Raw genomic sequence first — 13,301 nt, forward strand, 5'->3', positions numbered from 1 at the left:
TTTAAATGGCTCGGTAAGACCCGTGCTTGCCTATAGCTTTTTTACAATGTATGGAGGAGTGAAATATGTTCAATATAAATCGTTAAAAAGTTCTGCTCTGCTAGTTGAATATCTAGATATATTATGGGGCATAGAAGATCAAACTATTTTTGCGGAGATTATTAGTTTTTATTTTGGGCAGCGTACTTTCAGCAAATTATGGAAATATAAGACTTGAATTTTAAATAGATAATTTTATATATTTAAATATATAACTAACAAAATTAATGGTGGTTTTATGTTAAAGAGCGTAAGATTATATATTCCGTCTATAGCAGCTATGATTTTATCTAGTAATATTGCAATAGCTAATAAGAATTATGATTCCGGTAATGCAACGCCACTGCGTCAGGTAGCAGATTTAATAGATAATCAAATTACAAATATTGATAATTTATTTAAAAATAGATTGCCGCTTTATGAATCTAATAGCATAAAAAGCAATTTTATTACTAAAGATAAGCAGTATATTATTGTTATGGAAGTACCTGGTTTTGATAAAAGTCAAATTAAGGTTAAAGTAAACGGTAATAAATTATTTATTACAGGGAATATAGAGGAAAAAAATAAAGCTGATGATTCAGATAATTATATGAATAAAAATTTTAATTATGTAATATCATTATATGAAGATGTAGATCAGGCAAATATCTCTTCAAGCCTTAAGAATGGAATACTTACTATTATTCTACCTCGTATTGAGATTAAAGAACAAGAAGCAAGAGAGATAGTCATTGATTAATCAAGCATTGCTAAATATTAGCATTTAATTTTTCTGAAACAAAACCTTTCTCTATATAGTTAGGTAATTTTATTAGCTCATGCTTTAGTTCATTATCTACTCCTATGGTTTCAAATTTTCGATCGACTAAGCAAATTATAGGTTTAGTATTATGAATAAAGAAGAAGTCAAAATTCGGTTTGTTATCAAAATATCGATTAACACGAGGAAAATGATAAGCATGAGTAACAATAACAATTTCGGCATTACTTAAGTCAATATTACCGTTTTCATGCTCTTTATATAGAGTGTTAAATTGTCCGCGCCGGTATTGGTTTGGTATTCCGGCAGCGTAAAAATATAAAAATTTTCTTTTGGATAATCGGTAATAATATTTTTATCAAGCGCTTTTTGTAGTAATTTATTATCATACGCTTCGCCGTTAAACAAAATCATCGGTCCGTATTTTTTCAATTCTTCATATGTTAGGCTAGATATTTGCTTATCAAGTTTTTTATTTGCTACTTCTCTTGCAATCTCTATCTATGCCAAGCCTCATCCTATTATATCCGTCCTCTTTATCTGCCGCCTCTATATTTTGAGTATCGGAATTGATAGGTATTTTGATATAAGAATGTCTTGCGGATTTTTTCATTAGCAGGATCAAACTCTAGATTATTTACGGTTATTACCTGCTCAAAATGTTTATCTTGAGTAAATTTTTGATAACTCTGAAATCCTAGAACCGAGGCTATAGCTATAATAAATATAGAAATAGCAGTAGTAAAGTTTTTCTAGTTTTTCATGTTGCGATAAAAATAATAAGGTTGAAATATGAAAAGGTCATACCAAAGCTTGACCATGGTATCAAGAAAAATAACTTTTAGTAATTTATTCGCTTTTTAGCTTTGTTAGATCTTGAGGGGTAGGCAGGAATTTTTCAAGCTTTTTAGGTAATGTTGCTGTAAGCTTAAATTGTGATACTCCTATTGGTTTTTGGATGCATTCTATAGCGTATTCTACAGTAATACCTTGTTTTTCTTCGCACAAAATTAATCCAATTGTAGGATTGTCCGAATTATCTTTAATTGTGCGCTCCATTAAATTAAGATAAAAATTTAGTTTACCGGCATATTCCGGCTTAAACTTGCCGGTTTTTAATTCAATAACAACATACATAGCATTTGAGTTTTATGTGATAAAAAACTAAATCCAAATAATAAGCTTCTCCCTCAAGTTCTATATGATACTGATTGCCAACAAATGCAAAACCTTGTCCTAACTCTAATAAAAAGTTTTTAATATTATCTATCAATTTATTTTCTAAATCTCGTTCTATTATTTTACCTTGAATATCTAAAAATTCTAAGTTATACGGTTCTTTTATAATCGACCTGGCTAAATCGGACTGTAGCTCAGGTAAAGTATTGGAAAAGTTATTTATACCTTTCGCTGACCTTTCATGTAAATTACTTTTAATTTGCAAAGATAATACATTTCTTGACCAACCATTTTCAATAGTTTGTTGTGCATACCAAATTCTTTGATTTATATTTTTTAGTTTTGAAAAAATAATAATATTATGACTCCATGCGATTTCTCCAACTGCCTGTTGGAGAATTTGGTCATTATTATATTCTGCAAAAAACTGACGCATATAAGAAAGGTTTTGATATGATAATCCTTTCATTTTAGGAAATTCTTTACGCAAATCATCAGAAATATTTTGAATCACTTTTGATCCCCATTTTTCTTTATTCTGACGTTCTAAAATTAATTTTCCTATATGCCAATAAAGAACTATCAATTCTTTATTTGCTGCTAAATGGGCTCTAATACGAGCTTTGCTAATTTCTTGTTTTAAATTTTTGATTAAATTAGTATATGATTCATTACTTAAAGTATTGCTCATTGATTTTCACTACTTCTTACCACCCGCATTCATAGCAAGGTTTGCGGAAACAAATTCTTCAAGGTCACCGTCAAGCACTCCTTTAGTATCGGAAGTTTCATAATCGGTACGTAAATCTTTTACCATTTGATAAGGTTGCAAAACATATGATCTAATTTGATGTCCCCAGCTATTATCGGTTTTAGCGGCATTCTGCTCGTTAACGCTATCAGTACGTTTTTGCATTTCAAGCTCATAGAGTTTGGCTTGAAGCATTTTCATAGCTTGAGCTTTATTTTTATGCTGCGATCTATCGCTTTGGCATTGTGTTACCATACCGGTCGGTATATGAGTGATACGTACAGCTGAATCGGTAGTATTAACGTGCTGCCCGCCGGCTCCCGATGCTCTAAAAGTATCGATTCTTAAATCTTTATCCTCAATAATAATTGCTATATTATCATCAATTTCGGGATATACCCAGCTACTTGCAAAGCTAGTCATTCTTTTACCGGCTGCATTAAACGGAGAAATACGCACTAATCTGTGAACGCCAGCTTCGGTCTTAAACCAGCCGTAAGCACGCTTTCCTATTATCCTAATCGTGCATGATTTAATGCCTGCCTCTTCGCCGTTAATCATATTGATTATTTCGGTTTTAAAGCCGAGTCTTTCGGCAAAACGCAAATACATACGCATCATAATAGACGCCCAGTCATGGCTTTCAGTTCCCCCGGCTCCAGCATTAATCTCTAAAAAGCAATTATTACCGTCTGCTTCACCTGAAAACAAACATTCCGTTTCAAATTTGGCAGCAATGATGCTTAAATTTTTTAAGTCCTGTTCAATTTGTGAAAGTGTTTCTAAATCGTTTTCGGCTTCAGCCATTTCTTCAAGTTCTAAAGCATCTTTTAAATTGGATTTGAGTTTATTAAAAGCGTTTAGTTTTTCTTCTAGATTACTTTTTTCTCGCAGTAATTTTTGAGCATTAGCCTGATCATTCCATAAACTAGGATCGGCTGTTAACTCTTCTAACGCGTTCAGTCTTTCAGTTGATGCTTCAACGTCAAAGTGACCTCCAAAGTAGTTCTAAAGACTGCTCAATTTTTTTTACATAATTTTCTATTTCAGCTCGCATTATTTTTTCCTGTTATAAATTTCGATTTTGTTATATATTATCGTGGTTTAGTGTCATTCTGCGACTTGATCGCGGGATAACAGACAATAAACAAATGCAAATTATATCACAATAATTATGAATCATCAAAAATATATAAGGAACTTCTCAATAATTGCCCATATTGATCACGGTAAATCTACGTTAGCCGACAGGTTAATTGAACATTGCGGCGGCTTGCAGGCTAGGGAAATGAGCCAGCAAGTGCTAGATTCGATGGATATTGAAAAAGAGAGAGGTATAACTATTAAGGCACAAACCGTGCGGCTTGTATATAAAGCTAAAGACGGTAACACCTACTATTTGAATCTAATGGACACTCCCGGGCATGTCGATTTTGCTTATGAAGTTAGTAGGTCACTTGCTGCTTGTGAAGGCTCGTTATTGGTAGTTGATAGTACGCAAGGAGTAGAAGCACAAACGCTTACCAATGTTTACCAAGCAATCGAGAATGATCATGAGATTGTACTGGTGCTTAACAAGCTTGACCTACCGGCGTCAGAACCTGAACAGGTTAAGCAGCAAATAGAGGATATAATCGGAATCGATACAAGTGAGGCTGTGCTAATCTCTGCTAAAAGCGGTATAGGAATTGATTTAGTTTTAGAGGCTATAGTAAATAAATTACCTCCGCCAAAAGAAAGTAGTTCTGATATTTTGAAAGCTTTGCTTGTTGATAGTTGGTATGACCCATATCTTGGAGTGGTTATTTTAGTACGTGTTATTGATGGCTACTTACGTAAGAATATGCGTATTAAAATGATGGCTACTAACTCAGTTTATAACGTTGAGAATGTTGGCTATTTTACTCCGAAAAAACATATTTCGGATGTTCTGCATGCAGGCGCAATCGGCTTCTTTACTGCGGCTATAAAGCAAGTAGCGGATTGTAAAGTTGGGGATACTATCACTGATGAAAAAAAGCCTTGTGAGCAAGCTCTACCGGGTTTTAAACCAAACTTACCCGTAGTGTTTTGTGGTCTTTATCCAACGGATAGCTCGGAATTTGAGCATCTAAAGGATTCACTGGCTAAATTACGCCTTAATGATGCTAGTTTTGAGTATGAAATGGAAAGTTCTTCGGCACTCGGAGTAGGTTTTAGATGCGGCTTTTTAGGGCTGTTACATTTAGAGATAATCCAAGAACGTTTAAGTAGGGAATTCGATTTAGATTTAATCACTACCGCTCCAAGCGTGGTGTATAAAATTCATATGCGGGACGGTGAGAACTTAGAGATACATAACCCAGCAGATTTGCCTGATTTACAAAAAATCGAATCAATGGAAGAGCCTTGGATTAAGGCAACTATAATGGTACCTGATGAGTTTTTAGGTGCGGTACTATCGCTTTGTACGGAAAAGAGAGGGATGCAGCTTGATCATAGCTATATAGCAAATAGGGCTAAAATAATTTATAAATTACCGCTAAATGAGATAGTTTACGATTTCTACGATCGTTTAAAAAGCTGTTCTAAAGGTTATGCAAGTTTTGAATGGCAAATGGATGTTTATGAACCTTCCGAACTTGTTAAGCTTGGGATTTTGGTTAACGCAGAGGTGGTTGATGCACTATCCACAATCGTACACCGCTCACGTGCCGAGCAAAGGGGGAGGGCATTATGCGTAAGGTTAAAGGATTTAATACCGAGACAGCAGATTGATATAGCAATTCAAGCAAGTATAGGTAGTCGTATTATCGCTCGTGAGACTATTAAAGCCCTACGTAAAGATGTGTTATCTAAATGTTACGGCGGTGATATAAGTCGTAAACGTAAATTACTTGAGAAACAAAAAGCAGGTAAAAAGAGAATGAGACAGTACGGTAATATCGAAATTCCGCAATCTGCGTTTATTGCAGCTTTAAAAATAGGTGATGAATAAAACTTTTTTATTTTATATAAAGAAAACGCTAGACGTTATAATAAAGATTTGTTATAAGGAAGTATCTGAATCTTCCAGATGCTTCTAATGTTCCTCGGTAGCTTAGTGGTAGAGCAAACGGCTGTTAACCGTTCGGTCGCTGGTTCGAGTCCGGCCCGGGGAGCCATTCCTCAATTTTTGACAACTTTACGAATGAATCAAACAGCGAATGCAGCATAAAGTCAAGCTTTTTGCCTGTGTAATAGTTGAGATTATATCTTACATTTAGTAAAATAAATTAATTATTAAATGGAGATGAAAAATGAACTTAAATCAAAAAATAATAAAGCCAAAAATAGGGTTACTAGAACTAGCTAAGAGTCTTGGTAGCATATCATCAGCATGTAAAGCGATGGGCTATAGTAGAGATAGTTATTACAGATTTAAAGCACTGTATGAAACTGGTGGCGAAGAGGCATTATATGAAATTAGTCGAAGAAAGCCAATAATAGCGAATAGAGTTGATCCAGCGATAGAGAAAGCAGTAATGGATATGGCAATAGAATATCCAGCATATGGTCAGCTAAGAGTATCAAATGAGCTTAAGAAGAGCGGTATACTTGTATCGCCTGGAGGAGTGCGATCAATTTGGTTACGTAATGATTTAAACAATATCAGTAAAAGGCTTAAAGCATTAGAAGCAAAGATGGCTCAGGATGGTATTGTTCTTACTGAATCTCAATTACAAGTGCTAGAGGAGCGTCGTAATGAAAGAGAAGCTCATGGAGAAACTGAGACGCAGCATCCAGGTTATCTAGGATGTCAGGATACGTATTATGTAGGTAATTTCAAAGGTATAGGTAAGGTTTATTCTCAGGTATTTATTGATAGCTATACTAGGGTAGCTGATGCTAAACTATATACTGATAAAACAGCTTTAACTGCTGCTGATATGCTTAATGACCGCGTGTTACCATGGTACGAGACCCAAGGGATACCAATACTTCGTATTCTTACAGATCGTGGGTCAGAATATAAGGGGAATATAGAGCATCATGCTTTTGAGTTGTTTCTAAGTATCGAAGGTATAGAGCATACTACAACTAAGACATATTCTCCCCAAACAAATGGTATGTGTGAGCGTTTTAATAAAACCATGAAACAAGAATTCTTTTATACAGCTATGCGGAAAAAGATTTATACAGATCTTGATGATTTACAATTAGATCTTGATATTTGGTTAGAGCATTTCAATAATGAGCGACCACATTCAGGAAAATATTGTTATGGAAAAACTCCTATGCAAACTTTTAAGGATAGTAGAAAATTAGCTGTTGAAAAGAATAATGAAATCTTGTATCTTGAATACGTCTCTGACAGTCAAAATGTAACTGACAATCAGGTGCAAAATTTATAGTGTCTGTAAGATCAAATCTTGACTTCTACAATTTAGTGCCTAAAACAATTTTTTCATTGGGATTGTTACGACCGTCACGTATTAATATTGGAGTTTCACCGTTTTTCCCTTCAATTTTCGCTCTATTTGTTTCTAAAGTAACGCCTATTCCGGGTGTGGTTAAAAATTCTTTTGTATGATTTAATAAAAACTCCTTATCGTTATCAAATTGTTTTTTTAATGATGAAAGCATTATAAAATTCTATATGTAGTTGTGCATCTCTTGTTATTTTAATTAAAAATTATTATATAAAAATAGTCTAGTTAAAAATATTTAACTTTATTAATTAAAATATATTATTTATATGAATATTGATAAATTTACTGCACATGCTAAATCAGTGATAGCTAGTAGCCAATCACTTGCTGCTAAAAATGATCATCAGCAAATATTACCTTTGCATTTATTATCTAGTCTTTTAAGTGAAGAAACAGGTATAATTCAAACCCTTATTAATAATACCGGCGGTAATATAAACTTATTAAAAGATCAAGTTCAGCTAGAACTAAATAAAATCCCAAAAGTTCAGGTTGAGGGAGGGGGACAAGTTTATTCTTCTGCTGAAGCTCTTAAAGTTTTAGAAAAAGCTAGTAGCATTGCTAAAAACAGTGGGGATAGCTTTGTAACCATAGAGCGTATATTTGAAGCATTAACTTATGATAATACTATAGCCGGTAAAATTTTAACGAATAATGGAATTAATAATAAAAAAATAGCAACAGCTATTTTACAGTTTCGTAAAGGCAAAAAAGCAGATACCGAATCGGCAGAAAATAGTTACGATGCTTTAAAGAAATACGGCAGAGACGTAACAGAGCTTGCCGAAAGCGGTAAGCTTGATCCGATAATCGGACGTGATGAAGAAATAAGAAGAACGGTGCAGGTACTATCACGACGTATGAAAAATAATCCTGTATTGATTGGAGAACCTGGAGTCGGTAAAACTGCTATAATAGAGGGGCTTGCACAACGAATATTTAGTAAGGACGTACCTGAATCGCTTATTAATTGCCGTATTATTGAGCTTGATATGGGAGCTTTAATAGCGGGAGCTAAATATCGAGGCGAATTTGAAGAGCGTCTTAAAGCAGTGCTTAGCGAAATCAAAGAATCAAGCGGTGAAATTATTTTATTTATCGATGAATTGCATCTATTAGTCGGTACGGGAAAAACCGACGGTGCTATGGATGCCTCGAATTTACTAAAGCCGATGCTTGCTCGTGGTGAGCTGCATTGTATCGGTGCTACTACTCTAGATGAATATCGTAAATATATCGAGAAAGATGCGGCACTTGCTCGTCGTTTTCAGCCTGTTTACGTGAGTGAGCCGACGGTTGAGGATACTATATCAATACTTAGAGGAATTAAAGAAAAATATGAGCTGCATCATGCAGTGCGAATTTCCGATAGTGCAATAGTTGCAGCAGCGACGTTATCAAACCGTTATATTACCGATCGTTATTTACCTGATAAAGCTATTGATTTGATTGATGAAGCTTGTAGCCGTATGAAAATAGAGCTATCAAGTAAACCAGAAGAGCTTGATGAGCTGGACCGTCGTATTATTCAGATAAAAATAGAGCTTGCAGCACTTAAAAACGAAAATGACGAACATTCTAAAAAGAAAATAGAGCATTTAACTACAGCATTAGAAAAATTAGAGTCTAAATCCTATGATATGGGAGCTAAATGGCAAGCTGAAAAGTCTAAACTACAGCAAACACAAAAGCTCAAAGAAGAACTAGACCGTAGCCGAAACGAGCTTGAACGTGCCGAACGTGATGCTAATCTCGCTAAAGCTAGTGAGCTAAAATACGGAATTATACCTGAGATTATGAAAAAGATTCAGGAAGCCGAAAGTATGGATAATAAAGGGCTGTTAAAAGAAATTGTATCGGAAAGTGATATAGCAAGTATTATCTCTCGTATTACTGGTATTCCAATTGATACGATGCTATCAAGTGAACGTGAGCGTCTGCTTGTGATGGAGCAGAAATTACGAGAATCGGTAATAGGGCAGGATAAGGCAATTAAAGGTGTTAGTGATGCGGTAAGAAGATCACGTGCAGGGATTCAAGATATTAACCGCCCGCTTGGTTCGTTCTTATTCTTAGGACCGACCGGAGTCGGTAAAACCGAGCTTACCAAAGCCTTAGCTGGTTTTCTTTTTGATGACCGTAATGCAATACTTCGTATAGATATGTCGGAATATATGGAGAAGCACGCTATTTCTCGCTTGATAGGAGCTCCTCCCGGCTATATCGGATATGATCAAGGCGGAGTGTTGACGGAGGCAGTAAGACGCCGTCCTTATCAGGTAATATTATTTGATGAGGTTGAAAAAGCCCATCCCGACATATTTAATATTATGCTGCAAATACTTGATGAGGGAAGATTAACAGATAGTCAAGGTATAACGGTTGATTTTAAGAATACTATAATAGTTTTAACGTCTAATTTAGGTGCTGAGATACTCGTTAATCAGAAAGAGGACGAAGATACATATAAAGTAAAGGATGAGGTTATGGAATATGTAAAAGCAGTATTTAAACCTGAGTTTTTAAACAGATTAGACGAGATTATATTATTCCATCGCCTAAATTGTAATAATATTCATGATATAGTTAAGATACAGCTTGAAAGTTTAAAGAAAATTTTACTAGCACAAAATATTATTCTTGAATTTGATGAATCTGCATTAAATTATTTAGCCGAAAAAGGTTATGATCCAAGCTTTGGAGCAAGACCCTTAAAACGTCTTATCCAGCGGGAAATACAAAATAATTTAGCCAAAATGATTTTAGCAGGCGAAATAAGTAGCGGTAAAACGATTAAAATAAATGCAAAGGATAAAGAATTGAAGGTAACAATGAGTTGATTAATTTTTTCCGAATAACGAATTATCGCATAATCCACTATTCTTGTTAAAGGCACTGTTTAATAATTATTGATTTTGTCATTGCGAGCTATTAAAAGATTTGTTGCATAGCTCAAAAAACACGTTTGATGTCATTCCTGCGGAAGCGGGAATGACACAAAACGAGCAATGCAACAAGACCATAACTAAAAGGAGTATGGTCATCTAGAAAAAGTAATAAAAAAATTCTATAAATTAGTATTAATAATATTCAATTTCAGCTAATGTTATACTTTCAGTACCTGATAATTTATAATAATCACTACTAGTAGAGTTAGGAATTTGTAAGTCAAATAATAGTGCTTTTTCTTCTTTATACGGATCAACTAAGTAAGAATTTGTAATATCTGTAACTATTGGCGATAAATAGGTTGTTGTTTCAATAAGCTTATCAATAGCATTCTGTCCGTCTTTTAATATTTTATCGACTAGTTTTTTATCTTTATAAAAAGTATTTACGGCCCCTATTAAGGCTGTTGATATCTCATATATAATAACACCGTTTTTAATTATATTGGTTATATTAGAGTCTAATGTTGCTGTTTTAGAAAAAATTAAAGAAATAACAGTAGGATATTTATTAAATACATTAGGTAGTTCTAAAAAAGTATTTACGGCTGAATAGGCAGAATTGGTTGCTTCTGAAAAACAATTAAATGCTTTGTATATGTTTTCATAATTGCTATTGCTCATAAACTTACCTCTTTTTTATATACGTAATTGCCATGTTTCATGGTAATTACATATTATACTACTAAATTAAGAAGTGTCAATATTAAAAAATTATATTTCTTCTTAGAGGATATCAGTAAATAAATTTTAATTACTAATATCCTCTAAACTCCACCTAGCTTTTGGACAGAAATTCAAAGGAGTAAATAACTTATTATTGTAACGCTCAAGTCCTGCATATGCAATCATTGCAGCATTATCGGTGCATAAGTGGATAGGTGGATAAATAAGCCGATAACCATATGTTTTAGCACAGCTACTTAATATTTTTTGTAAATATTTATTAGCAGCGACACCGCCGGCAATAACTATATTCTTCTTATCAAAATTATTTGTTATTTGTTCATATGCTCTAATAGCATCTTGTACCTTACTACTTAGAATTTCTCCTATAGTAAATTGAAAACTTGCCGCTATATCATTGATTACAGTGTCATTAATTTCCTTTAAATTTATTATTAAAGTACGCACGGCAGTTTTAAGTCCTGAAAAGGACATATTGCAATTACCGCTGTTAATTATAGGTTTTGGAAATTTATATTTATGAGGATCGCCAAGTTTTGCTCTTTTCTCAATTTCAGGTCCTCCGGGAAAAGCTAAGTTTAGCATTTTGGCTACCTTGTCAAAGGCTTCGCCTACGGCATCATCTATAGTAGATCCTAGTATTTTATATTTTCCGAGACCTAAAACTGCTACAAATTGGCAATGTCCGCCTGAAGCTAACAAGAGTAAATAAGGATAAGGAATATTATCGGTTAGTCTTGCGGTTAAAGCATGACCTTCTAAATGATTAATTGCAATAAAGGGTTTTTTTAAAGCACTGCTTAGTGATCTTGCAAACATTGAGCCAACTATAACACCGCCGATTAAACCTGGACCGGAAGTTGCAGCAATTGTACTAATGTCCGTTAATTTAGTGTTGCTTTCTTTTAAAACATTTTTTAATGCTTTATCTAGATGCGATAAGTGAGAACGTGCAGCAATTTCAGGTACTACCCCTCCAAAAACTGCATGTTCTGTATTTTGTGAAATGATTATATTAGATAAGATTTCTCGATTTTCGGTGATTATAGAAACAGCTGTATCATCACAGCTTGATTCTATACCTAAAATTTTTATCATTCAAATTGAAACTAATTAGAGGCGTTGTTAGGTAAAAAATGATAGTTTGCGTCATTGTGAGAAGGTGTTGTCCACGTGGATACCGATGTCATTCCCGCGTAGGCGGGCATGACATAACAGGACCCATGTGACAACACCAACACCCGCTTGCAATCACGATATCTATCTTTATTTAATAATGCCTAATTAGATACCTTTAAGGTATTTAATTGATTATACAGCTTATAAATAGATTGTTCGGCATCAATAATTTTTTTATTAACTATTTTTAATAGTTTTTCCGAAGATTTTTCTGTTATTTGCGTTGCAGCACTTACTTGCTCCGCTAAATTTTTAAGTGATTCTTGTATTTCTACAAAAGATTTTTTAAATTGTTCTTTGATAGTAATAGATGATTCTTCAAGCTCTTTAATTTTTAAGCATAGATTTTCTAATAAATGATCTATTTTAGTTTGCATTAAAGTCAATTTTTGCTTTTGTTTTTCACTAAGATAGCTTAAAGTTTCTTGCATTTTTGCCTGTATACGTACTTTTGTAGTACGTTCAAGTTCTGAAGCTAAACCGATTTTACTCATTAAAAATATTATCCATTTGTGAATGTCCAAATGATACCATTTTGCACCGTTACGATAATCTGAAGGAAAAGCATGATGGTAATTATGCCAATTTTCACCGAGTAAGAATAATGCCATCCACCAAATATCTCCGGCAGTGCCTTTGTAATATTTTTTACTACCGGCAAAGTGGCATAAAGAATTAACGCAGAAGGTTGCTTGCTGCTGTAGGAATCTACCGAGCCCCATAAATAAAAATCCTGCATATGCCGATTGCATAGTACCACCGACTAAGTAACCGATAAATAAAGGCACGACAATATTCATAAAAGCTGCTATTTGCCAATAATATTTTAGCTGCCATTTTAATAAATTGTTTTTCCCGTGCTTAGCCCAAGTAATGCGATCAATAGACTTATAGCTACCGCTTCCGACTAGCATCCATCCTATATGAGACCACATAAAGCCTAAAAATTTATTATCAAATTTTAAAGGAGTATGCGGATCTTGGTCTTGATCCGTATATCTATGATGTTTATAATGATTCGATGCCCAAGATAAAGCTGGTCCTTGTAATGTTCCTGCAGACAGCATAATTAAGACAAACTCGGCATATTTATTTATTTTATAGGCATTATGAGACCATAACCTATGCAAACCGATCCCAACGGTAATATTATTAATATAATAACTAGCAATTATAAAAATAACTTCAGTTAGCCCTATTCCATAATCAAACGAATATTTAACTACAAGAGATATAATAAAAATAGGATAAAATATTAAAGCAAATAAAGCGGACTTATTTAGTTTACTTAACATAAAATTTAC

The 13,301-nt window shown here is 33.9% G+C and carries 12 protein-coding genes, 1 tRNA gene and 2 pseudogenes; 6 read left to right on the plus strand and 9 right to left on the minus strand.

Annotated elements, in window-relative coordinates; all coding sequences use genetic code 11:
• The first annotated feature begins 58 nt into the window (after positions 1-58).
• Positions 59-217, plus strand: a complete 159-nt coding sequence (locus RPR_RS08515; protein WP_187145822.1) for a hypothetical protein — start codon at positions 59-61, stop codon at positions 215-217.
• Positions 218-277: 60 nt separating this feature from the next.
• Positions 278-781 carry an Hsp20/alpha crystallin family protein gene (locus RPR_RS02370; protein WP_012736569.1) on the plus strand — a complete coding sequence of 168 codons (504 nt, stop codon included), beginning with the start codon at positions 278-280 and terminating at the stop codon, positions 779-781.
• Positions 782-1,030: 249 nt separating this feature from the next.
• On the opposite strand, the gene RPR_RS02375 is transcribed toward RPR_RS02370, so the two are convergent.
• From RPR_RS02375 to prfB, 5 genes and pseudogenes are all read right to left on the minus strand, one after another.
• Positions 1,031-1,216: a hypothetical protein gene (locus RPR_RS02375; RefSeq protein ID WP_085065796.1), complete on the minus strand. Its 186-nt coding sequence runs from the start codon at positions 1,214-1,216 to the stop codon at positions 1,031-1,033.
• A gap of 58 nt (positions 1,217-1,274) precedes the next feature.
• The gene (locus tag RPR_RS08945; protein ID WP_014410506.1) at positions 1,275-1,415 is read right to left on the minus strand and encodes a hypothetical protein; all 141 of its coding nucleotides are present in this window, start codon (positions 1,413-1,415) and stop codon (positions 1,275-1,277) included.
• A 236-nt stretch (positions 1,416-1,651) separates the two neighbouring features.
• Positions 1,652-1,976, minus strand: a pseudogene (locus tag RPR_RS09450) (PDDEXK nuclease domain-containing protein).
• Between the two features lie 15 nt (positions 1,977-1,991).
• A pseudogene (locus tag RPR_RS02385) lies at positions 1,992-2,672 on the minus strand (PDDEXK nuclease domain-containing protein); the annotation flags it as partial.
• 9 nt (positions 2,673-2,681) lie between these two features.
• Positions 2,682-3,789 (minus strand): peptide chain release factor 2 gene (gene prfB / locus RPR_RS02390; protein ID WP_146603327.1). Its coding sequence is split into 2 segments (ribosomal slippage): positions 2,682-3,719 and positions 3,721-3,789, totalling 1,107 coding nucleotides; the frame shifts between segments, so codons are not numbered across the junction.
• 117 nt (positions 3,790-3,906) lie between these two features.
• On the opposite strand from prfB, the gene lepA reads away from it, so the two are divergent.
• From lepA to RPR_RS02405, 3 genes are all read left to right on the plus strand, one after another.
• Positions 3,907-5,709: a translation elongation factor 4 gene (lepA, locus tag RPR_RS02395; protein ID WP_012736571.1), complete on the plus strand. Its 1,803-nt coding sequence runs from the start codon at positions 3,907-3,909 to the stop codon at positions 5,707-5,709.
• A gap of 91 nt (positions 5,710-5,800) precedes the next feature.
• Positions 5,801-5,875: transfer RNA gene (locus RPR_RS02400), tRNA-Asn, on the plus strand.
• A gap of 135 nt (positions 5,876-6,010) precedes the next feature.
• Positions 6,011-7,105 carry an IS481-like element ISRpe1 family transposase gene (locus RPR_RS02405; protein WP_012736545.1) on the plus strand — a complete coding sequence of 365 codons (1,095 nt, stop codon included), beginning with the start codon at positions 6,011-6,013 and terminating at the stop codon, positions 7,103-7,105.
• Between the two features lie 25 nt (positions 7,106-7,130).
• Here RPR_RS02405 and RPR_RS02410 read toward each other — a convergent pair whose 3' ends face one another.
• Positions 7,131-7,337 (minus strand): hypothetical protein, encoded by a 207-nt coding sequence (locus tag RPR_RS02410; protein WP_228368882.1) that lies wholly within the window; start codon positions 7,335-7,337, stop codon positions 7,131-7,133.
• Between the two features lie 112 nt (positions 7,338-7,449).
• Between RPR_RS02410 and clpB the strand changes: the two genes are divergently transcribed.
• Positions 7,450-10,023 carry an ATP-dependent chaperone ClpB gene (gene clpB, locus RPR_RS02415; RefSeq protein ID WP_012736572.1) on the plus strand — a complete coding sequence of 858 codons (2,574 nt, stop codon included), beginning with the start codon at positions 7,450-7,452 and terminating at the stop codon, positions 10,021-10,023.
• A gap of 240 nt (positions 10,024-10,263) precedes the next feature.
• Here clpB and RPR_RS02420 read toward each other — a convergent pair whose 3' ends face one another.
• From RPR_RS02420 to RPR_RS02430, 3 genes are all read right to left on the minus strand, one after another.
• A complete protein-coding gene (locus tag RPR_RS02420) occupies positions 10,264-10,755 on the minus strand; it encodes a DUF5424 family protein (protein WP_012736573.1) in 492 nt (163 codons plus the stop codon).
• Positions 10,756-10,881: 126 nt separating this feature from the next.
• Entirely contained in the window at positions 10,882-11,916 is a 1,035-nt protein-coding gene (tsaD, locus tag RPR_RS02425; protein ID WP_012736574.1) for a tRNA (adenosine(37)-N6)-threonylcarbamoyltransferase complex transferase subunit TsaD, read from the minus strand.
• A 182-nt stretch (positions 11,917-12,098) separates the two neighbouring features.
• Complete coding sequence (locus tag RPR_RS02430) at positions 12,099-13,292, minus strand: fatty acid desaturase (protein WP_012736575.1); 1,194 nt, start codon at positions 13,290-13,292, stop codon at positions 12,099-12,101.
• Positions 13,293-13,301 lie beyond the last annotated feature (9 nt).

The sequence above is a fragment of the Rickettsia peacockii str. Rustic genome, assembly GCF_000021525.1.
Taxonomy (GTDB): Bacteria; Pseudomonadota; Alphaproteobacteria; order Rickettsiales; family Rickettsiaceae; genus Rickettsia; species Rickettsia rickettsii.